Annotated in this window: 16 protein-coding genes, 1 tRNA gene and 1 pseudogene; 8 read left to right on the top strand and 10 right to left on the bottom strand. The window is 69.1% G+C overall.

The window, feature by feature from the left end:
- The first annotated feature begins 13 nt into the window (after window positions 1-13).
- A complete protein-coding gene (locus QHF89_RS14195; RefSeq protein WP_136966749.1) occupies window positions 14-1,324 on the top strand; it encodes a tetratricopeptide repeat protein in 1,311 nt (436 codons plus the stop codon).
- Between the two features lie 19 nt (window positions 1,325-1,343).
- Window positions 1,344-2,552 (top strand): CAP domain-containing protein, encoded by a 1,209-nt coding sequence (locus QHF89_RS14190; protein WP_136966748.1) that lies wholly within the window; start codon window positions 1,344-1,346, stop codon window positions 2,550-2,552.
- A gap of 3 nt (window positions 2,553-2,555) precedes the next feature.
- Here the strand turns inward: QHF89_RS14190 and QHF89_RS14185 are convergent, their stop codons facing one another.
- A complete protein-coding gene (locus QHF89_RS14185) occupies window positions 2,556-3,653 on the bottom strand; it encodes a cation diffusion facilitator family transporter (protein ID WP_136966747.1) in 1,098 nt (365 codons plus the stop codon).
- A 134-nt stretch (window positions 3,654-3,787) separates the two neighbouring features.
- On the opposite strand from QHF89_RS14185, the gene orn reads away from it, so the two are divergent.
- Complete coding sequence (gene orn, locus QHF89_RS14180) at window positions 3,788-4,342, top strand: oligoribonuclease (protein WP_136928815.1); 555 nt, start codon at window positions 3,788-3,790, stop codon at window positions 4,340-4,342.
- A gap of 68 nt (window positions 4,343-4,410) precedes the next feature.
- Window positions 4,411-5,295: a hypothetical protein gene (locus tag QHF89_RS14175; RefSeq protein ID WP_136966746.1), complete on the top strand. Its 885-nt coding sequence runs from the start codon at window positions 4,411-4,413 to the stop codon at window positions 5,293-5,295.
- Between the two features lies 1 nt (window position 5,296).
- Here the strand turns inward: QHF89_RS14175 and QHF89_RS14170 are convergent, their stop codons facing one another.
- From QHF89_RS14170 to QHF89_RS14160, 3 genes are read right to left on the bottom strand one after another with little or no spacing between them, the layout of a single operon-like run.
- On the bottom strand, window positions 5,297-5,995 hold the full coding sequence (locus QHF89_RS14170) for a hypothetical protein (protein ID WP_284720466.1): 699 nt from the start codon (window positions 5,993-5,995) through the stop codon (window positions 5,297-5,299).
- Complete coding sequence (locus QHF89_RS14165; RefSeq protein WP_136928817.1) at window positions 5,992-6,936, bottom strand: ABC transporter permease; 945 nt, start codon at window positions 6,934-6,936, stop codon at window positions 5,992-5,994. The genes QHF89_RS14170 and QHF89_RS14165 overlap by 4 nt, the downstream gene beginning before the upstream one ends.
- 31 nt (window positions 6,937-6,967) lie before the next feature.
- The gene (locus tag QHF89_RS14160) at window positions 6,968-7,492 is read right to left on the bottom strand and encodes a hypothetical protein (protein WP_136966745.1); all 525 of its coding nucleotides are present in this window, start codon (window positions 7,490-7,492) and stop codon (window positions 6,968-6,970) included.
- Between the two features lie 387 nt (window positions 7,493-7,879).
- Between QHF89_RS14160 and QHF89_RS14155 the strand changes: the two genes are divergently transcribed.
- Both QHF89_RS14155 and QHF89_RS14150 read left to right on the top strand, forming a co-directional pair.
- Window positions 7,880-8,653, top strand: a complete 774-nt coding sequence (locus tag QHF89_RS14155) for an alpha/beta fold hydrolase (RefSeq protein ID WP_284720465.1) — start codon at window positions 7,880-7,882, stop codon at window positions 8,651-8,653.
- A complete protein-coding gene (locus QHF89_RS14150) occupies window positions 8,650-9,528 on the top strand; it encodes a 1-acyl-sn-glycerol-3-phosphate acyltransferase (protein ID WP_284720464.1) in 879 nt (292 codons plus the stop codon). The genes QHF89_RS14155 and QHF89_RS14150 overlap by 4 nt, the downstream gene beginning before the upstream one ends.
- Before the next feature lie 4 nt (window positions 9,529-9,532).
- Here QHF89_RS14150 and QHF89_RS14145 read toward each other — a convergent pair whose 3' ends face one another.
- Window positions 9,533-10,087, bottom strand: coding sequence for a GNAT family N-acetyltransferase (locus QHF89_RS14145; protein WP_284720463.1), 555 nt, complete (start codon window positions 10,085-10,087; stop codon window positions 9,533-9,535).
- A gap of 196 nt (window positions 10,088-10,283) precedes the next feature.
- Here QHF89_RS14145 and QHF89_RS14140 point away from each other — a divergent pair, with 196 nt between their 5' ends.
- The gene (locus tag QHF89_RS14140) at window positions 10,284-11,441 is read left to right on the top strand and encodes a hypothetical protein (protein WP_136966741.1); all 1,158 of its coding nucleotides are present in this window, start codon (window positions 10,284-10,286) and stop codon (window positions 11,439-11,441) included.
- A 72-nt stretch (window positions 11,442-11,513) separates the two neighbouring features.
- Here the strand turns inward: QHF89_RS14140 and QHF89_RS14135 are convergent, their stop codons facing one another.
- Complete coding sequence (locus QHF89_RS14135; RefSeq protein WP_136966740.1) at window positions 11,514-15,452, bottom strand: isopeptide-forming domain-containing fimbrial protein; 3,939 nt, start codon at window positions 15,450-15,452, stop codon at window positions 11,514-11,516.
- Between the two features lie 215 nt (window positions 15,453-15,667).
- Between QHF89_RS14135 and QHF89_RS14130 the strand changes: the two genes are divergently transcribed.
- Window positions 15,668-16,291 (top strand): histidine phosphatase family protein, encoded by a 624-nt coding sequence (locus QHF89_RS14130; RefSeq protein ID WP_136966739.1) that lies wholly within the window; start codon window positions 15,668-15,670, stop codon window positions 16,289-16,291.
- 63 nt (window positions 16,292-16,354) lie between these two features.
- On the opposite strand, the gene QHF89_RS14125 is transcribed toward QHF89_RS14130, so the two are convergent.
- The 4 genes and pseudogenes from QHF89_RS14125 to QHF89_RS14110 form a co-directional block, all read right to left on the bottom strand.
- Window positions 16,355-16,990 carry a DUF4360 domain-containing protein gene (locus QHF89_RS14125; protein ID WP_136966738.1) on the bottom strand — a complete coding sequence of 212 codons (636 nt, stop codon included), beginning with the start codon at window positions 16,988-16,990 and terminating at the stop codon, window positions 16,355-16,357.
- A 303-nt stretch (window positions 16,991-17,293) separates the two neighbouring features.
- Window positions 17,294-17,369 (bottom strand) — tRNA-Ala (locus QHF89_RS14120).
- 72 nt (window positions 17,370-17,441) lie between these two features.
- The gene (locus tag QHF89_RS14115; RefSeq protein WP_284720462.1) at window positions 17,442-19,457 is read right to left on the bottom strand and encodes an HTTM domain-containing protein; all 2,016 of its coding nucleotides are present in this window, start codon (window positions 19,455-19,457) and stop codon (window positions 17,442-17,444) included.
- Between the two features lie 181 nt (window positions 19,458-19,638).
- Window positions 19,639-20,535, bottom strand: a pseudogene (locus tag QHF89_RS14110) (hypothetical protein); the annotation flags it as partial.

Raw genomic sequence — 20,535 nt, 5'->3', positions numbered from 1 at the left:
TACCACCTGGGGCATGCGTGGCGGAGCTCGGGCAGCGCTCGTGACGTTCGCGCTCAGCGGGATGGGCTGCGCCGGCGCCGCGCCGATGACGCCCGCCCCCGGGGCGCCGGCCACAGAATCGCAAGCCAGAGGGGACGCGCCGGCGTGGCTCCCCGCGTACACCGATGCGCAGCGGGCGTTGCTCGCCCCCGTCGAAACGCCGATTCAGGTGCCCGCGCCGCGCGTGTATCCGGACCTGCATCGGTTCGAGTACGCAGGCCCCGCGCGCCTCGACGACATCAAGAGGACGCTCCGGTTCTCGACGTTGATCATCACGGTGATCGAGAAGTCACCGCGGCTCTACGCGCTCGACAAAGCGGCCCCCGAGCTCGCGAACCTGGTCGCGCAGTACGGCCCGCCCCCGGCCGCAGAGCCGGATCCGTGGCAAACGGTGGAGGTGGTTCGCAAGGACCGCGCGCTCTCGCTGGTTCCGGTGAAGCTCTCGGACGAGGCGAAGGCGTCGCTCGCGACAGCGCGATCGAAGCGCGACGCGGGCGAGACGAAGGCCGCCGTCGAGGCGTTTCGCGCGGCGCGCGGGTTCACGCGGGCCGCGGGGATCGCGCTCGAGCTCGGGGAGATGCTCGTCGCGCAAAAGCATCCGCAGGAAGCACGTGAGGCCTTCGAGGACGCGATCCGGATCGACCCCACGCTCGCGACGGCGCACCTCCGGCTCGCCGAGCTCGCCGAAAAGCGAGGGGAGCGCGAGGAGGCGCGCCGCAGGCTCGCCGAGGCCATCGCGTTCTGGCCCGCCTCGCGCCGCGCGATGGCCCTGGCCGACCGGCTCTCGAACGGCCTTGCCTCGTCGCGTCACACGCGCCTGCCCTTGTTCCACGTCTTCCTCGACGTCGACAGTGCAGGCGCGATCCACGTCGGCTCCTCGGGCGGCGATCCCGCCCGGATCTACGCTGGCTGCCGCGCCGTGATGCGCTACGAGCCCGAGGTCCGCGCGCGGATCTTCGAGCAGCCCGAGGACGTGCCCTACCACCTCACGATGATGGAAGAGCTGATCTGCCTGGAGTCCGCGATCGGGACGTACATCGCCGCGCGGATGTCGAAGGAGGGCGCGCCCGCGGATCCGGCGATGGAGGCGCTGCTCGAGGTCGCCCACGAGGAGGGGCTCGGCGGATACGTCATGACCGAGATCCTGGGCCGGCACCGTCCCGAGCGGGCGCGAGGAGCGCCACGCGAGGTGCATCAGGCCATGGTGCGCTACGTCGAACGCACGATGCTCGGCGCGCCGCTCGTCGCCGACCCCGCGCAAGGGGTGTACACGGCGGCGCGTTGACACCACCCGGAGATCGTCGATGAACGCTCATGCGCGCCGATTGCACCGAGGTCCGTCCCTCCTCCACGCGCTCGTTTGCTCGTTGCCCGCCCTGGCCGCCCTCGCGCTGCCGCTCGTCGCCTCCGCCGAAGCCGGCGCGCTGCGCGTCACCTGGAAGCCAGCCGTTTCGTCCCCACACCCCGCCGCGAAGGCCGGGCCCCGCGAAGCCGCGCTGCTCGGCCTCTGCGGGCCCGCCGACAGCGCGCTCATGGAGGTCGCGGGCCTCGTGGCGCGCCGTCAGCTCGACGGGGCGAGCGCGCTGACGGCCGACGAGCTCGCCTTCGCGCTGCGCGCCGCGGGAGACCCGCACGTGTGGCCGAAGGCGTGGTCCTTGTCCGGGGTGAACCTCGACGACGCGGACACGGAGACGCGCTTCAAGGGCTGGATCAACGGGCTTCGGGCGCTCGGCGCGCGGCGGTGTGGGGTCGCGAAGCTCGACGGCGAGGGAGGCGCGTCGGTCGCGACGGTGATCACGTTCGACGCGCTCGCGGACATGGCGCCCGTGACGACGGCAGCGCGCGTGGGGCAGTGGATCACGCTGGAAGGGACGATGCTCGTGCCGGCCTCGGGCGTGCAGGTCGTGCTGCTCGGGCCACGCGCGGCGCCGCGCACGGTGCCGAGCTCGCTGTCGGGCGGGAAGATTCGCTCGACGTTTGCCGTGGACCAGCCGGGCGCGTGGCTCGTGCAGGTGCTCGCGACGGTTTCGACGGGGCCGCGGCCCGTGCTGGAGACGACGATCTACGCCGGGCAAAAGCCGCCGAGTGAGTTCGTTCGGGCCGCAGTGCCGGGCGAGGAGGCCGCGGCGGGCGCGAAGGACGACGCGGACGCGATGTTGCGCATGATCAACGCAGCGCGGATCGCCGAAGGTCGCAAGCCGCTCGTGCGGGACGCAGCGCTCGACAAGGTGGCGCGGGCGCACTCGGAGGAGATGATGAAGGCGCGGCTCGTGGGCCACGACGTGGGCGGCGGCGATCCACGCAAGCGCATCGAGGCCGCGGGGATCCAGGCGACGATCGCCGGGGAAAACGTGGCGAGCGCGAGCTCCTTGCCGAACGCGCACCGGGCGCTCTGGGCGAGCCCGTCGCACCGGGGCAACCTGCTGCTGGAGCGATTTTCGCGCGTGGGGGTGGCCGTGTCGCGCGGGACGGATGGGTCGTACTGGGTGACGGAGCTGTTCTCGGGGTCGTGACGCTCAGTTCTTCCCTTCGTTGGAGGTCGAAGGGTTTTTCGGCTGGGATTTGCGGCGGAGGGGGACGAGCTGGGGCTCGGACGAGGGCTCGGGTTGGATGGTGCAGTGCTCGAGGCCGTGGGCCTCGCGCATGCGCGCGGCGACGGCCTGGACGACGTCGGTGCCGTGAAAGCCGCGCGCGATGACGATGTGCACCGTGAGCACGTCGAAGCCCTCGGAGATCGACCAGACGTGCAGGTCGTGGAAGCCCACGACGCCAGGCACCTGCAGGAGCGTCTCCTCCACGTGCGCGATGTCGACCTCGATGGGGCTGCCCTCCATGAGCACGTGCGACGTGTCGCGCACGAGCTTGAAGCCGCCCCAGCAGATCAAGAGCGCGATGACGCCGCTGATGACCGGGTCGGCCCGGGTCCAGCCGAGCGAGAGGACGAGCACGCCGCCCACGATCGCGCCGACGGAGCCGAGCGCGTCGGAGAGGACGTGCGCGAGCGCGGCGCGGGTGTTGATGTTGTGCCCCTTGTCGCCCAGCGAGAGCACCGCCGCGGCGAGGAGGTTGACCACGAGGCCGCCCACCGCGGTCGCCGTCATGGCCGTGCCGTCGATCGAGCGCGGCTCCTGGAAGCGCTGCACGGCCTCGCCGAAGATCCACACGGCCGTGAGCGCAAGCGCGACGCCGTTCGCGAAGGCCGCGAGCACCTCCGCGCGGCGATAGCCGTACGTGCGGGCGCGCGTGCGTTGCTGCGACGCGATGCGCTGCGCGATCATGGCCAGCGCGAGCGCCGCCGCGTCCGCGAGCATGTGGCCCGCGTCCGCGAGGAGCGCGAGGCTGCCCGACAGGAAGCCGACGATCGCCTCGACGACCATGAAGCCCGCGGTGATCGTGAACGCCACGACGAGCCGTCGGATCGGCGTGCGCCGTAGCTCACTCAGGCCATGCGCGTGGCCGTGGTCGTGGTCGTCGTGCGCGTGGCCCTTCGTGCGTTTGTCGTGCGCGTGGTCGTGATCGTCGTGCGCGTGGTCGTGATCGTGATCGTGCTCATGACCGTCGGGATGCGCGTGGTCGTGATGCGCGTGGTCGTCGGGATGCGCCGCACGGGCCATGGCCGGGAGGGTAGTCCATCCACGCGCGGGCGAAGACACCGATCGACGCGCTCGGGCCCTGGGCCCTGCGCTCGGGCGGGCCGAGCGGGTCAAAACTTGGCGGGGGACGGGCTTCGTTGACTATGCTCCGCCCCATGGCCGAACCGTCGGACCGCCTCGTGTGGGTGGATCTCGAGATGACCGGGCTCGATCCACAGCGCTGCGCGATCGTCGAGATCGCGACGATCATCACGGACTGTAACCTCCGCGTCGTGGAGGAGGGCCCGAACCTCGTCATCCACCAGCCGCCCGAGGTGCTCGCCACCATGAACGACTTCGTCCGCGACCTGCACGCGCGCTCGGGGCTGCTCGAACGGATCCCGGCCTCGAACGTCACCCTCGACGACGCCGCCGCGCAGACGCTCGCCTTCGTGCAGAAGCACGTGACGAAAGGGACGGCGCCTCTGTGTGGAAACTCCGTCTGGAAGGACCGCGAGTTCCTCGACCGCTACATGCCCGCGTTCGTGGCGCACCTGCATTACCGCATGATCGACGTGTCCACGCTGAAGGAGCTCGTGAAGCGGTGGTGTCCCGAGCGGCAGGCGCCGAAGAAGAAGGAGACGCACCGCGCGCTCGACGACATCCGCGAATCGATCGAGGAGCTCGCCCATTATCGATCGCTGCTCTTTGCCCCTCTCGCGCGGACCTGAAGATCGCCGTGTAAGGCGAAGCCTCGGGCCTCGTTCTCCTGCACACGCCACGGAGAACGGAACCCGCCATGATCGCCCGCACCCACCTCGCCTCGACAATCGCCCCCGTCCTCGCCTCGATCGCCCTCCTCGCCGGCTGCGGCGGCGCGCCTTCGCCGATGGCCGACCCCCAGGCCTACGCCGCCGCGCGGCCCGAAATGGTCGCGCCCGCCGCGCCCCCGCTCCAGCGCTCGTACTTCACGAAAGACGTCACCGGCGCGCTCACCGAGCAGGACCTGCAAACCGTGCTCGAAGCCCCGATCGATCTGCAGCTCCCCGCCCGCATCGGCGTGATTCCCCTGGCCGAACCTTTTGATCCGAAGGGCGCGCCCTCCCTCGGCCTCCGCAACACCGCGTCGCACCATTTCGCCAAGGCCCTCGCGGGAAACCCCCATTTCTCGCAGGTCACCGACATCTCGACCGATCTCCCGAACGTGGGCGGAATCGAGGGGCTGCGCGTGATCGCCGCCCGCTACCGGCTCCGGTATCTCGTCCTTTATTCGGAGCGCTTCGAGGACAGCACGCACCTGAACGGCTGGGCGTGGCTCTATCCAACCGTCATCGGCATGTTCCTCGCGCCCGGCGTGACGGTCGAGAGCCAGGGGATCGCCCAGGCCGATTTCCTCGACGTACGCACGGGGACGATCCTGTTTTCGGTGACCGAGCCGCTCCAGGTGTCGAAGAAGGAGCAGATGATCGGCGCGGCGCGCTCGCACCGCGACGAGCAAGGAAAGATCGCGGCGGACGGGGCCCGCTCGCTCGCCAAGCGCGTGCACGTCCAGACGAACGCGCTCGTCGCCTTCGCCGAGGCCACGCACGGCATGCAGCCGAGGCCGAAGCTCCTGCCCCCGCCCGTCGTCGCGTCCTCGCCCGGGACGGGCGTGGCCTCGGAAATGGGCCTCGCCAAACCCTGAATCACGCGCGCCAGAGCGCGAGCACCCACAAGAAAACACCAACGAGCGCGACGAAGACGCCCGCCCGCGCCCGCGCGAGATCGAAGTCGCCCGGCGACGCGCTCGAACGGCGCACGGCCCACGCCGCGCCGCCCGCCCACGCGACGAACGAGACGAGCAGGAGCACGACCCACGGCGTGCGCGGCGCCTCGTCCCGGAGCAACGCCGCGAGCTGCTTCTCCTCGATGCGCTGCGGCGGCTCGGTCCGCGTGCCCGGCGGGCGCGGCGCCGCGGCCTCGATCCGCGCGATGGCCACGTTCGCGCGGTCGAGGTCCTCCTGGTGCGGCACGAGCAGCCAGCGCGTCTCGATCGCCGCCGTCCGGACGCCGCGCCAGGCGAGGAGCGCGAGATCCCGATCGCCGAGACCTTCCGCCGTCGTAGCCATCGACGCGAGCCGCTCGTAGGCGACCCGCACGTGCGGCGCGCCCGGCGCATACCAGCCCGCCGCCCTCCGCGCCCGCACCGTCGCCTCGTACGCATCGCCGCGCCGCAAGGCCGCCGTGCTCTCGGCGATCTCCGATTCGCCCGACCACACGACACGCGCCGTCACCGCGCCGAGCAAAAGCCCGACGATCGCCGCGGCCCCGAGCGCGCGTACGACCCGCGTGACGAAGCGCGCGCGCGCCGGCGAAATCGAGGGCGAAGGGGCCGCGTCGCTCACAGAAAATCACGCTCGTTGAAGACGAGCGCAGCCACGGCCAGGAGGCCGATCGACCAGCCGAGCGACGTGAGCGAAGCCATGCCGAGGTACGAAGAGAGCTTCACGTCGATCGCCTCGCCGACGAGCAGCGGACGCGGCGGCACGAAGATTTGCAGGTTCGGGACGATCTTCGAAAGCCCGACACCCATGTCGTGAATCGTCTGTCCGAATTGCTTCACGGGCAGCCGCGCCAAGCTGTCCGCCTGCCGGCCCACGATCCACACGCCCAGCGTCAAAAGCGCCGAAAGGAAGGGCGTGGAGAACGAGGAGAAAAGCGTGGCCGCCGCGGCGACGATCGCGATCTCGAGGATCGTGAGCGCGCCCGACGCGAGCACCACGCGCCGCTCGTCGGGCGCGACGCCGGAGAGCACGACGCCGAGCACGAGCATGCCCGCGGCCCACGGGATCACGCCATAGGTGCGCATCGCCGGGATTTTCCAGCCGACGAGGCCCATGAGCAAAAGCCAGCCGAGCGCGGCGCCCCCGATACGATAGAGATGCGCGACCTCGTCGCCCGCACCAAGGCCCGCGCTGAGCAGGAGCACGAGGCCCGCGTCGGCCATGACGAAGACCCCGATCGTGAGGAGCGTGCCGAGGTACTTGCCGACGAGGTACTCGCCGCGGCGAATCGGCCTCGCGAGGATGGGAAAAAGCGTCTTTTGTTCGAGCTCGCGGTAGAGCGAGGTCGCGCCGATGACGATCGCCACGAGCAAGCTGAAGAGCGAGATCGAGGCCGCGCCGAGGTCGCTCACGACGCGCGGCGCGTTCTTCAGCGTGAAGGCGCCGACCACGAGCGCGTAGAGCGACACGAAGAAGGCCATGACCGCGAGCCCGAGCAAGATGCGCGCGCGCACCGACTCGCGGTACGTGTTCAGGGCGATGACGCCGATCCGGCCGAACATGGCGCGGAACGTATCACGAAGCGATCGGTTGTCAGACCTTGCGTACGCAGCCGCCGCCCACGTCGAGGAAGCGGCCCCGCCGCAGGGCCGACTCGAGCGCCCCGTCGAGGCCCGTCAGGATCGACCCGCCGCGCTGCAAACGCGCAAACGCCAGACCCGTGTTCGACGCGGCCCAGTAGGCCGCGAAGCGCAAGGCCGCGTCGCGATCGGTCGGCTCGCGGTCGAGCGCGTTCATCAGGCAGAGCGTCCAATCCTCGGACGAATAATCCTTCGCGTCGGTACGAATGGCCCGGATCTGGCCGCGCTTCGGCCGATCGAAGCGCCCCACGCGCAGGCCGTTGTCGATCGCTCGCTCGACGGCGACGCGCGCTTTGGCCTTCTTGGCTTCGTCCTCCTCGTCGGCGAGACCGAGCAGGACGAGCGCGTCGAGCGCTTGCCCGACAGCGTCGTCCCTGTCGAGCGCGCCCTTGCCGAACAGGATCTCGAAGACCCAATCGACCTGCGCGTCGCGGCTTGCGTGCACGAAGCCCGGCTCGCCGTGGTTTTCCGATTCCACCCGAGGAGAGGCCGACCTTCGCCGATTTCGAGGAGGTGTCATTTTGCCCGTTCCAGCCCCGGATCGAGGCCGAGCGAGCGGCGTATGTACTTCGGTGTGGGCGCGCCGTCGAGCCCCCACGAGGCACCCTACGAAAAAGCTTTCCTTCGTGTCGTGGCGTGATGTGGGCAATATTTCACGGGTTCGGCGCGACGCGCGCCCCGACCCGGAGGTGCGTCACGCCGAATGGTTTCGCTCGACGTCGCTCGCCTCGTCACTACCCTCGGGCCCGTGGTCGTATCCGGTGGTCAGGGCCAGGGGCGTTCGCAGTCGTTTCCGTTCCCTACGCGCTTCGCCGCGCTCCGCCGTGGGAACGTCGCTTACTTCGACGCCGGAGAGGGTGAAAGCGTGGTGTTCGTCCACGGACTCGTGGGTGATTTCACGCACTTCGAGCATCTCATGAAGCCCCTCGCCGGGCGATTTCGCCTCGCAGGGCTCGATCTTCCGGGCTGCGGGCTCTCGTACAAACCGACGACGCGAAACACGATCGCGGGGTACGCCGATACGCTCCTGGAATGGATGGATGCGCGCGGGATGCACCGGGTGACGCTCATCGGGCACTCGGCCGGGGGGCAGGTCGTGGCGCGGGCAGCGCTCCAAGCGCCGGATCGAGTCGAGCGGCTCGTGCTGATCGGTTCGGCGGGGATGCGCCGGTACCCGCCTGGAACGCCGTGGCTCGCCGAGACGCTCCTTCAGCCCTGGCTCTTGTCGCGCACGCTCGATCGGCTCGCGATGCCGATGCTCGACCACGTGTTCGTCGCGCGAAACGCGTATACCGAGAAATTCGTGAAAGACTCCCTCGACAGACCGGTTCGCCCGACCATGGATGAAATGGCGAAGGTGTTTCACGACCTGGCAAAGGATCTGGTGTCCCCGACGATCCTGGAGAATGCGCACCTCTTCCGCATGCCAGTCCTGGTCGTCTGGGGAGAGCGAGACCGGCTGATTCCACAGGAGAGCGCGGCGGAGGTGGCAGCCAAGCTACCGAGGGTTATAATGAGAGTCATTCCTGGGTGCGGCCACTTGCCCATGATCGAATGCCCGGACGAGGTCGTCCGGACGATCGAGGGCTTTTTCGGCTCCGTGATCGCGCCCGAGGTGACCAGGACGGCCCCCGCATGAAATCCGCAGTCGCGCAGCATTCGAGCGCGTCACGAAGCACCCGGAGACACGGGCACATCGTTCCCGAGATTCGCAGCGACGTCGTCCGTCGCTCCCACCGCATCCTCTCGCGGATCGTGAAATCGTACTTTCGCAGCGAGATACGCGGCGCCGAAAGGCTCCCTTCGTCACAGACGATCCTCGTCACCCATCACGACGGCGGCGTGCTGCCCATCAATGGCATCTGCCTCGGCGTCCACTGGTACGACCATTTCGGCTTCGATCGTCCGCTCTACGTCCTCACGCACGATCTCCTGCACAGCTTGTGGGATCCGTTCTCCCGCCTGCTCGCGGATTCGGGCCTGCTCCGCGCCGACCGCAAGGCCATGGACGCCGTGCTCGAGCGCGGGCAATCCGTCCTGATCTTCCCCGGCGCCGCGCGCGAGTCGTTCCGCCCGTTCTGGCACCGCAAGAACATCGACCTCGGCGGCCGCAAGGGCTTCATCGCGCAGGCGATCCGCTGGGGGCTGCCCATCACGCCCGTGGTCTCCGCCGGCTCGCACGAGACCGTCGTCGTTCTGTCGGGGGGCCACGATTTCGCGAAGATGCTCGGCATCCCGAAAATCGTCCGCTCCGCCGATGTCTGGCCCCTGCTCGCAGGGCTGCCGTGGGGCGTGTGGGCGCTGCCGTTCCTGCCGCAAATCCCGCTGCCCGCGAAGATCACGACCGAGGTGCTGCCCCCGATCCACCTCTCCGAGGCGCTCGGCCGTGACTTGAACCCCGATCACGCCTCCGATCCGGAGATCGTGCAGGCCGGCTTCGACCTCGTCGTCGGCCGCATGCGCAAGCGCCTCGGCGAGCTCTACGACGAGCGCAAGTACCCCGTCCTCGGCTGATCCTTCAGCGCTTGCGCGGCGAGCTCCACTCGCGGCGGAGCAGGCCGTAGACGCACTGATCGATGCGGCGGCCGTGGATCATGAAATGCTCGCGCAGCGTGCCCTCGTGCACGAAGCCGAGCTTCTCCGCGAGCTTGCGCGAGGCGCGGTTCGGCTCGCTGATGTACGCGAAGAGCCGCGCGAGGTCCGTCTGCTCGAAGACCCGATCCACGAGCGCCGCCACCGCCTCCGTGGCGATGCCGCGGCGATGGTGGGCCTGCGCGACGTGGTAGGAGAGCTCGGCGTGGCCGAGGCGAAGGCTCGGCCGCAGGATCGAGACGATCCCCACGCACTCCTCCTGCCACTGCACGATCCAGCGATGCTCCTGCTTCTCGGGGTCCGCGAGGTCCGGCGTCGACGCGACGAGGCGGCGGCGCAGCGCATCCACCGACCAGGGCTCGATCGGCATGTGACGCTGGGCGTGCGCCTCGCTCCGCCAGCCGAACCAAAGCAGCGCATGCGCGGCGCGCGGCGGCACGAGCTGGACCTGGAGAGCACGCGAGACCGCAGAGAAGGACATCGTCATCGCAAAGAGCGCGGTGGGGGTCCGGAGAGGCGCGATGCTAAGGGCAGTCGCCTTCTCGCGCAATGGAAGCAGTAACGTTCAAGACGATCCTTCTCGAATCCCACGTTTCACGATATCTCTCGGGGCTGTTCGAATCCTTCAAAAAACCCGGGAGCTTGCCATGTTCACCCGCGTTCGGCCTCGTCGCACATTGCGTCTCTCTGTCATCACGTCCACCGCCCTTGCCGGTGGTGCGCTCACTCTCCTCGGCGCGTCGCTCTTCGGATGCGGCGCCGAGACGTCGGACGTGTTCCAGACCGGCGGGAGCGCCGGCGCAGGAAACAGCACGAACACGGGCGGCTCGGCCGGGGCCGGAGGGCAAGCCGGCGCAGGGGGCGGGCAAGGCGGAGACGGCGGCGGGCAAGGCGGCGCGGGCGCCGGGATGAGCGGGTCCGAGGACTGCCTCGACGGCAAGGACAACGACGGCGACGGCGACGTCGACTGCGAGGACGCCGATTGTACGGCAGGGTTTACCTGCGTGGACGAGGCGCCCGCGGGTTGGTCGTACGCGTGGACCGCGGAAGGCGACGCGCCGCCCCCGTCCTGCGGGAACGGCCCTGCGCCCGAGGAGCTCTTCACGGATCCCGCGGGCGCGGCCGCGTGCTCGGCGTGTACCTGCGGGGATCTGCAAGGCGGGGCGTGCTCGATGCCGGGGCTGCAATGTCATCCGAACTCGGGCAACTGTTTCGGCGGCGGCGCGAGCTGGACGAGCGCGTTCCAGAGCGGCGCCACCTGCGTGAAACCGACGGACCTGCTCGGCTTCGCAGCCCTGCTCTCCTGCCGCCTGAACGGGAGCGCGATGGTGACCTCGCCCGGGAGCTGTCCGCCGTCCGTGAGCGACTTCCAGAACAAGGAGCCCTTCGCCGGGCGGATCCTCGCGTGCGCCGCGAAGACCTCGAACGGCGGATGCGGCGCCGGCGCGGCCTGCGCGCCGAAGCCCGCCATGGACACGGAGAGCCTGTGCATCCGTCAGGAGGGCGATCACGCCTGCCCCGACGGCTTCACACAGACGGTGAGCTACAAGAGCGCCACGGACACGCGCGCCTGCAGCGCGTGCTCGTGTGCGCCCCCGACGACGTGCACGGGCGGGCAGTATCGCTTCTTCGACTACGACATGTGCACGGAGGGCGGCGACAATCCCATCGCCGTCGACAGCAACACGTGCAGGAACGTGGGCGCGTCGCTCGACTCGAACACGTGGTCGATCCAGCAAGTCCTGGCCACGCCGAGCGGCGGCTGCACCGCCACGGGCGGCCAGCCGACCGGAGAGCTCAGCCCGGAAGGCGCGGTCACCTTCTGCTGCAAGTGAGCCCTGGTTTGGAGGGATGAACGGGGGGAAGGAGGGGCTCGGCGCGGAAGGCCGAGCCCCTTTTGCCTTGTCTCAGGCGCGCCGACGGCGGCGGCCGAAGGCGAGGAGCGCAGCGCCGAGCGCCGCGAGCAGGCCACGCGAAGCGTCGTCGTCGGACGCGACCGCGCAACCCGAGCAGCCACCGGAGAGCGCGATGCCGTCGTCCGGCTCGGCGCCGCCCGTGCCACCACCACCCACGCCACCCTCGCCGCCCGCGCCACCGGCGCCGCCTGCGCCGCCCACGCCGGTCGGTTCCACGCACTGCCCGATGGTGCTGTCCATCGAGGTGCACTCGAGCCCCGTCGGGCAACCGTTGCCGCCGACGCCGCGGCAACCCTCGACGCAAGCCTTGTTCGGGTTGCACACCATGCCGCTCGTCTCGCCGCCGCAATCGGCGTCCGTCGCGCAGGCCATGTCGTCGCTCGGGTCGTTCGGATCGGTCTCGCCGCCGTCGACCGCGCCGTCGCCGTTCGCGTCCTCGACGCCGTCGGCGATGCCGCCGTGGTCGGTGTCCGCGTTGATCGGGCTCGTCGTCGTCGCGCCCATGTCCGCGTCGGGCTTGCAGATGTTCGCCGCCGGATCCGTCGCCGGGTTCGAGCAGTCGAGACCAAGCTCCAGGCCGTCGGGCAAGCCGTCGTTGTCGCTGTCCGGGTCGACGACGTTCTTGATGCCGTCGCCGTCCGTGTCCTCGGCCGGGTTCGGCTCCTTGCCGTCGATCACGCCGTCGTCGTCCGTATCCGCGTCCATCGGATCCGAGCCGAGGAAGCCCTCGAGCTCGTCGCTGAGCCCGTCGCCGTCCGTGTCGAGGATCGTGTTGTCGTCGCCGGGGGTGTTCGGATCGCCCTCGCCCGGATCGACGACGCCGTTGAGGTTCCAGTCCTCGGAGCCGTCGGAGAGGCCGCCGTCGTCCGTGTCCGCGTCGAGCGGGTTCGTCTTCGTCGCGCCCATGTCGCCGTCGGGCACGCAGCGGCCGGCGCTCGCGTCGGTCGCGTCGTTGTCGCAGCCGAGGCCGAGCTCCGTGCCGTCGAACAGACCGTCGTTGTCGCTGTCGGCGTCGAGCACGTTGATGAGGCCGTCGCCGTCCGTATCGGCGCTCGGGTTCGGCTCCTGCCCGTCGGGCACGCCGTCGTCGTCCGAGTCCGCGTCGTTCGGATCCGAGCCGAGGAACTCTTCGAGGTCGTCGGAGAGGCCATCGCCGTCCGTGTCGACGACGGTGCTGTCGTCGCTCGGATCGTTCGGATCCTTCTCGCCCGGATCGATCTGGCCGTTGAGGTTCGAGTCCTCCGAGCCGTCCTTGATGCCACCGCCGTCGGTGTCGGGGTTGATCGGGCTCGTCTTCGTCGCGCCCATGTCCGCGTCGGGCACGCAGACGGCCTTGTTCGTCCCGGGCCCGTTGCAGTCGTAGCCGAGCTCGGTGCCGTCGAGCAGACCGTCGTTGTCGCTGTCGGGATCGAGCGCGTTGATGAGGCCGTCGCCGTCCGAGTCCTCGGCCGGGTTCGGCTCTTGCCCGTCGGGCACGCCGTCGTCGTCCGAGTCCGCGTCGTTCGGATTGGTGCCGAGCGTCTCTTCGAGTTTGTCCGAGAGCCCGTCGCCGTCCGTGTCGGTGTTCGTGCTGTCGTCAGCGAAGATGTTCGGGTCCGTCTCGCCCGGATCGATCTGGCCGTTGAGGTTCGTGTCTTCCGAGCCGTCGGAGACGCCGCCGTCGTCCGTGTCGGCGTCGATCGGGCTCGTCTTCGTCGCGCCCATGTCCGCGTCCGCCCGGCAGGTGCCGGCGCTCGTGTCGGTCGCGGGGTTCGAACAGTCGAGCCCGAGCTCGGTGCCGTCGAAGAGGCCGTCGTTGTCACTGTCGGCGTCGAGCACGTTGGGCACGCCGTCGCCGTCGGTGTCGATCCCGGGGTTCGGCTCGTCGCCGTCGATGACGCCGTCGTCATCGCTGTCGGCGTCGTTCGGATTGGAGCCGAGCGTGGCTTCGACGATGTCGGAGAGGCCGTCGCCGTCGGTGTCGTCGATCGTGTTGTCGTCGCTCGGATCGTTCGGATCGCCCTCGCCGGGATCGATCTGGCCGTTGAGGTTGCCGTCCTCGGAGCCGTCGCCCACGCCGCCGTTGTCGGTGTCGGCGTCGAGCGGATCGGTCTTCGTCGCGCCCATGTCCGCGTCGGGGCGGCATGCGCCCTTCGAGGCGTCGGTCGCGGGGTTCGAACAGTCGAGCCCGAGCTCGGTGCCGTCGAGCAGACCGTCGTTGTCGCTGTCGGGATCGAGCGCGTTGATGAGGCCGTCGCCGTCGGAATCGATGTTCCACTGCGGCTCGTCGCCGTCGGGCACGCCGTCGTCGTCCGAGTCGGCGTCGTTCGGATTCGTGCCGGCCGCGTTCTCGTCGTCGTTCGAGAGGCCGTCGCCGTCCGAGTCGATGATGATCACGGTGGGAGGCGCGCCGGGGTCGCCGCCGTTGCCGTCGGTGGGCGTGTCCTCGGCGGGCGCGCCTTGCGTGCCGCTCGCGTTGATCACGCCCTGGTTCAGGATGCTGCCGCCGACGCCGGGGTTCACCGTCACGCGGAAGCGGACCGAGGTCGACTGGCCGACGTTGAGGCTGCCGCCGAGGGTGGCGTTCGCGCCCGTGCCGAGGCGGACGGTGACCGTGCCCGAACCCGCGTCGAAGTCGCCTTGATCGTCGGCCGTCGCGTCCGTCTTCGCGCCCATGTTCGGGCCCGAAACGATCTCGAGCGAGCCGGGGACGTAGGTGACCTCGGCGGGCAGTTTGTCCGTGAGGATCGTGTCCTTCGAGGTGTCGTCGCCCGTGTTGGTGACGAGGAGTGTGTACTCGAGCTCGTCACCGGGATCGACCACGCCGCCGTTGAGATCGGACACGCTCTTCGCGGACGTGGTGAAGTCGGGCTTGAGCGTGGAGATCGAGGTGATGAAGCCGCCGAGGACGTAGGTGTCGCCCTGCGATGCGGCCTCGATAGCGGCCGACGTCGAGCCCGGCATCACGTTGCCGGTGATATCGAGAACGTCGAGATCGATGCCGCTCATGCTGCCCAAGCCGCCCGTGAGCTGCGGCAGGTCACCGACCACGGAGACAGGCATTCCGAGGAACGAGCGCGTGCTGTTGAAGAAGTCGTTCGCGGGGTTCAGCGCGTTCGAGAGCGTCGTGCCGTTCCAGCTCAGGCTGTCGCCCACCGAGCCGTTGTCACCCTCGTACGCGACGACGCCGAGCTTCGCGTTGTAGCCGGCGAGCGGCACCTTGAAGCCCGAGATCGTGGCCGTCGAGCTCGCGCCGTCGGTGACCTCCTCGAAGCCGTCGAAGAGCGCCATGTTGCGCGGCGGCTCGCTCTGGAGCTCGTAGAGCACGACCATCCACCAGCCAGCGAACGGCGTCGCGTTGTTGACGTTCGCGAGCGGAAACGCGTCGACGCCGCCGAGACGGTAGGCACCCGAGCCGTGCTGCTTCACGAGCTCCGTGACGTCGGCAACGGCCTGATAGGAAGTGATGAAGCTCGAATTGCCCATCACGACGTCGGACATCATGACCGTGATGTCCTCGGAGAACGAACCTGGGCGCTCCAGGGTCACGCTGAGGTCGGGTACGCCGGCGACGCTCCGCGCGCCCCAGTAGAGGTACGCGTGCGTGACGGTGGCGTCGACCGGCAGGCTCAAGTTCGCGGTCGTCCGCGCGAGCCCTGGGAGCATGAGAAGGTCGTACGAGACCTGCCCCGCACCAGGATCGTCCGCGCGAAAGTACACGTCGGGCGCCGTGTCACTCGTGTTGAGACCGCACGCATTCTTGTTAAAGTTCGCCGGAACGACGGGTGCCGGGACGTTGGCGCCGCAGTCCTGCGCGAGCGTGTTGCCGATCAAAGCGAAGTCACCCCGCTGGGTGACCTGCACGCGCAGCGCCGGTTCTGCGCTCGCAGTCCCCGCCGCCCCGCAGACGAGCGTGGCGACGATACCGCCCAGGGCCGTTCTTCTTCTCATTCATCCTCTCCAAGCAATCGGATGGTCACGTTGGCTATGATCAAGTTCCGTACCAGCAGTCGACGCGCACGTCATCCCCAAGAAACGCGCGGTCTTGCTCGATGAAGAAAGTTTCATATCGATGCCTGTAGGCATCGATCGTGTGCGGCTCGTCGTCCTCACCCCGCGCGGAGGCGTTATGCTCGCCGCGCACCACAGGGCAGCGTTCTCATACCATGCACATCGAACTCATCATCGTTCGCCACGGCCAGTCCGAAGGAAACCGTGATCGTGTCTTCACGGGACACGGCCCCTCCCCGCTCACCGAGCGCGGGCGTCGTGAAGCTGACGCTGTCGCGCGACGCATCGCCGAGAAGTCGGTCTCGGCGATCTACGCCAGTGACCTGCCGCGCGCCCTGGAGACAGCAGCGCCCATCGTCGAGAAGACAGGCGTAGAGCTCGTCGCAGACCCGGCCCTGCGCGAGCGAAATTTTGGCGATCTGACGGGCACCTCCTTCGCCGACATCGAAGCGCGCCACCCCGACGTGTGGCGGGCGCTGCTCGCGCGTGACCCGCTCTTCCGCCCGCCGGGCGGCGAGTCGAACGCCGACTGCCGGGCCCGGATCGCGGGCTTCGTCGAGGGCCTCTTCGCCCGCGGCGCCGAGGGTCGGATCGTGCTCGTGAGCCACGGCGTCGCGATCAACCAGCTCCTCTACCACCTGCTCGGCGTGCCGGTCGAAGCCCCGCCGCCCGTCGTCTTCCGCGTGGACAACTGCTCGGTCCAGCGCGTCGAGCGCCACGACGACACCGTGCGCATCGCCTGCATCAACGACCGCAGCCACCTCGACGGTTTGACCTGAAATGGAATGGGCCCCCGGACGAACGCTCGTCCGGAGGCCCGTGGTTCGTTCACGAGACGCGCGTCAGCACTTGCGCCACGCGAGACCGTACGTCTGGCGCACGACGAGGCTGAGCGTGTCGAGGGTCATGAGACCACTGCCCGCGCGGTTCGCGAGCGTCGAGACGGCCGCCTGCGTGTTGATGTTGAGCGGACGGGTCGCGCCGCACGGCGACCACACCGCGGCCTCGAGCGCGAGGTTGTCGCGGCGGAAGTAGTTCTCCGAGAAGGGCCCGACGAGCTTCGTCCGGAAGGTGTAACCAAGGCCGCCGGTGAAGTAGTAACTCGACGTCTGCGTGCCGACGACCGCCGCCTGCAGGTCGGCGTAACCGCGGTAGTCGCCCGAGACGAGCGAGAAGCTGTAGCCTTGCGGGAACGCCAGATCGACGGTGATCTGACAGAACTTGCGCGCCTCGCTCGGCAGCCCGACCTGGCTCGCCTCGGCGGTGAACGCCCCGAAGATGAGCTCCAGGGCCTTTCGATCCTCGGAAAGGGTGCCGGCGACCGAGGCCTGCGGGCAGCCTGTCCCGTTGTACACGAGCCCGCGGATCAGGACGCCCTCGGGTGCGTCGACGAGGTCGTAGGGCTGTGCATCGGCCTGCGAAGAGACGCCGAGGACTGCCGAACCGGCCGCGACGAGCGCAACGAGCAGCTTCTTCATTCTGATACCCCCCTTGTTCGATCGCTCGCGGGTGACGACCCGCGGCGGTGCATGGGCACGACGAGAGCGCAGGGGTCCGCCCAGACCGCCCCCCGCCGTGCCGTCCGCTTCCGAACCTATGGAGGCGAGCAGGCAGCCGCAAGCCTCGGACGGCGCTCACGGCGCGCTTCCTTTCCCGCGTTTTCGAAGGCGCCGGCCTCCCCCCGGCCCTCTCCTGCTCTCCTGGCGGAAGCGAGGGGAAATGGAAAACGAAAAACGCCGTGTTCCAGATTGGAACACGGCGTTTCTTTCGCTGCGGGTTCTTGGTGGACCTGACAGGGATCGAACCTGCGACCTCTAGAGTGCGATTCTAGCGCTCTCCCAACTGAGCTACAGGCCCGTCAGCGACTCGCGGGACTCTACTGATAGAGCTTCACGAGTCAAGACGAAAGTTTACGTTTCGGCCGCTCGGTCAACCCCCCGGCCTCGGTTGGGCGCGGGCGGCGGGGTTTTCGAAGGAGAACAGCTTGTTCTTCTCCAGCTTGTACGACGCGGTCTTGCCGAAGGGCGGGTTCATGTCCTGCACCCAGTACACCTCGCCCGAGACGATCGTGTCCTCGGGGCGCCCCGTGCGCTCCGGGTAGCGGTAGATGAAGTCCCGCATCGCGTCCCGGTACGCCGAGTTCGCCGGCAGGTGCATGCGGTTGAAGTAGTCGCTCCAGATCTGGTTGTACCGGAGGCTCTGCGCCTTCGTGAGGTCGAACTCCGGCGGCTTGCCAGTGAACGGGTCGATCGAGCGGCCGTCGATGGTCTTCGCGTCGACCACGATCGTGCCGTCGTCCATCACGGGGTTCGGCGAGAACATGAACCAGCCCTGCAAGTACCGCATCTTCTGCGCGAGCACGCGCAGCGGCTCGGGGTGCGGGACCTTCACGCGGCGGTTGATGACCCAGAGCTCGACCATCGCCTGGTTCACCGCGCCCGCGAGCATCGCGACCACCGCGAGCTCGCGCAACGTCACGACGAAACGCCCCGCCTTCCGGCGAAGCGGCGAGGGCTCCGCGACGCTCACCGCCCCCGGCGCGCGCGGGACACGCAGGCCGAAGATCCGCGACAGGTCGCGCGTCGTGACGGCATTCCAGATCGCGTCGACGAGGTGCGAGAGGCCAGGCACGCGAAGGAGCCAGGCGATCGCAGGACCGAGCGGCAACGCGGCGATGATGTCGGCGAGCGCGGCGCTCCGTTCGAGGCGCGCGTGGTCCTTGGGGCGCGAGGCAGCGACGCCCCGCGTCAGGCCCTCCTCGGCGCGAAACGCGAGCAGCTCGTAGAGGTCGAGGCGCTTGAGCACGCGGCAGAGCCAGAGCGAGGCGCCGGACGAGGCGTCGAAGAGGACGACACGCGCGCGGTGGCCGCGGCGCATCGTGCGGGCGGCGAGGTTCCAGTCGTCGGAGGTGAAGAGCAGCGTGGAGAAGACGCACATGGCCCAGGCGAAGGGGCCGAGGACGAAGGTCGCGCCGAAGCCGATGTGGAGGATGCACATGAGCGCGACCGCGAGCCTTCGGGCCCAGACGCGGCCGAGCGGCGAGGCGAGGCAGATCGGGATCGTGGCCTCGGCCATCAAGACGAACTTCGTGCCGACGATGATGAGCGCCGGCGGGACGAGGCCCCGCACGGCCGCCACGATCGGGGTGACCATGCGGTCGACCCAGAGCACGTAATGGACGGCGGTGCCGTTTTTCCAGGCCGCCCCGGTCTTGTGAATGACGTTGAAGTAATAAATGGCGATGATCTGGAGGAGGATCACGCCGGCCGCGAGCGAGACGTGGGGCGCGAGGCGCCGCGGATCGATGACGTCCGTGCGGTCGTTGAGCTCGTCCGCGTTCGCCTCTTTGCGGCGGCGCATCGAGTCGAGCAGGGCGTCGACGGAGAAGCGGTCCCCCATCGGGAGGAACGCGGTCCACATCACGAGGAGGTTGAAAACGACGTATCCGCCATTCTCGATGAGGAGGATGCGGCCATTCATGCTGGCCACGAAGATCGCGGCGAACACGTGGGCGATCCGCGTCTTGTAGCCGACGAGGACGCAGGTGAACGTGACGAGGAGGACCGCCCAGAGGGCCCATAACTCCGGGGCGGTGGAGAAGGCATTAAAGAGGGTGAACGCGCCCCAGGCCTGCGGGCGGAAGAGGTTCAGGTGCGTCGGCAAGACCCCCTTGTCGGAGTACATGTGGAGCCAGTCCGGCGTGCGCCGGACGAGGTCCGTGACGAGGAGGAAGCCGAGCATGATCCGGGCGAAGCCGAGGGTCCGCCGGTCGATGGTGAGGTAGACGTCGCGGAGGATCGTCCAGTAGCCCTGGAGGTGCCACGCGAGCCACCCGAGCCCGGTCGGCTTCGCGGGTGCGGCTTCGGAAGGCTCTTCCGGCGCTTCGTCGAGGGCCTCGGAGGCCGTGCTTGCGTCGATGGGCGGCTGGCCGGTGGCGGAGCTCATGGGGCGCTCCCCCATTAGCGCGAATTTCGAGCCGCCGCACCTCTTCCCTTCCCCTCCCCTTCCCGGACATGGCCGTTTGCGTTAGGCTCGGCGCACGCGTGGGTATCCAGCGCGGGGCTATCGCATGCTAGACGCTACGGAACGGAAGACCCTGGCCTGGTGCACGTTCATCGCAGGGGTGTTATGCCTGATCCCCGGCGAGACGCCCCGCGGGCCGCGGGTATGGGACTTCGCGCGGCAGGTCCTCCTCGACCGGCTGCTGGACCATCGAGCGACACAGATCGCCTGGACGCTTTGCGCGATCTGCGTGATCCATCATCTGTGGAAATCTCGAACCGAAGCGGTTTCGCCGCCGGCCGCACCCGAGGCGCCCGCGGAGAGCGCTCGGACGGGCGGGGTGTAGGCGGAGCGCTCTCGGTTGGTTCTTGACAAGGTTACGTCGTTTCGGCGTGACGCTCGCGCCCTCCGGCGGCGCGACTCTCTTGGCGAGCCCCCGCCCCTCTTCAACCCTTCGTCGTATCCGTAGGCGCTTCGGACGCCTTCGCGCAGTCGCCTTCTCCGCCGCCGCAAGCAAGGGGGCGCGAACCGCGTCCACCACCGCAGCGGGCGCGGTCGATTGCTCCAGGTTCGCGAGAATCGTCTCCGCGACCGTGGCCCAAGCGCGCGTGCGCTTTCGGACCTCGGCCGGGGCAATTGCGATTTTCTGCGCCTCGGCGGCGGCCTGCGGCTTTTGGTTCTCGATGGCCCCGAGCTTTTGCCCTGTCTCGCCAAGCTTCAACGCGAGGTCCTTGGCCGACGTCCCCTTGTCGACGTGAATGGATTCGAGCAGGGGGGCGAGCTCGCCCTCGTTGCCCTTCGCGCGAGCGACCGTGCCCTTGGCGCGAGCCTCGTTGCCCTTGGCGCGAGCCTCGTTGCCCTTCGCGCGAGCCTCGGTGCCCTTCGCGCGAGCGACCGTGCCCTTCGCGCGAGCGACTGTGCCCTTCGCGCGAGCCTCGTTGCCCTTCGCGCGAGCCTCGTTGCCCTTCGCGCGAGCGACCGTGCCCTTCGCGCGAGCGACCGTGCCCTTCGCGCGAGCGGC

The organism is Polyangium sorediatum (assembly GCF_029946465.1).
GTDB classification, from domain to species: Bacteria; Myxococcota_A; Polyangia; order Polyangiales; family Polyangiaceae; genus Polyangium; species Polyangium fumosum.
This window is presented reverse-complemented; position numbering and strand designations above follow the sequence as displayed.

What these genes read in the sequence shown, in the direction of transcription:
- QHF89_RS14195 (WP_136966749.1), top strand. Translation starts at nt 14, where the DNA reads ATGCGTGGCGGAGCTCGGGCAGCGCTCGTGACGTTCGCGCTCAGCGGG.
- QHF89_RS14190 (WP_136966748.1), top strand. Translation starts at nt 1,344, where the DNA reads ATGAACGCTCATGCGCGCCGATTGCACCGAGGTCCGTCCCTCCTCCAC.
- QHF89_RS14185 (WP_136966747.1), bottom strand. Translation starts at nt 3,653, where the DNA reads ATGGCCCGTGCGGCGCATCCCGACGACCACGCGCATCACGACCACGCG.
- orn (WP_136928815.1), top strand. Translation starts at nt 3,788, where the DNA reads ATGGCCGAACCGTCGGACCGCCTCGTGTGGGTGGATCTCGAGATGACC.
- QHF89_RS14175 (WP_136966746.1), top strand. Translation starts at nt 4,411, where the DNA reads ATGATCGCCCGCACCCACCTCGCCTCGACAATCGCCCCCGTCCTCGCC.
- QHF89_RS14165 (WP_136928817.1), bottom strand. Translation starts at nt 6,936, where the DNA reads ATGTTCGGCCGGATCGGCGTCATCGCCCTGAACACGTACCGCGAGTCG.
- QHF89_RS14150 (WP_284720464.1), top strand. Translation starts at nt 8,650, where the DNA reads ATGAAATCCGCAGTCGCGCAGCATTCGAGCGCGTCACGAAGCACCCGG.
- QHF89_RS14145 (WP_284720463.1), bottom strand. Translation starts at nt 10,087, where the DNA reads ATGTCCTTCTCTGCGGTCTCGCGTGCTCTCCAGGTCCAGCTCGTGCCG.
- QHF89_RS14135 (WP_136966740.1), bottom strand. Translation starts at nt 15,452, where the DNA reads ATGAGAAGAAGAACGGCCCTGGGCGGTATCGTCGCCACGCTCGTCTGC.
- QHF89_RS14130 (WP_136966739.1), top strand. Translation starts at nt 15,668, where the DNA reads ATGCACATCGAACTCATCATCGTTCGCCACGGCCAGTCCGAAGGAAAC.
- QHF89_RS14125 (WP_136966738.1), bottom strand. Translation starts at nt 16,990, where the DNA reads ATGAAGAAGCTGCTCGTTGCGCTCGTCGCGGCCGGTTCGGCAGTCCTC.
- QHF89_RS14115 (WP_284720462.1), bottom strand. Translation starts at nt 19,457, where the DNA reads ATGAGCTCCGCCACCGGCCAGCCGCCCATCGACGCAAGCACGGCCTCC.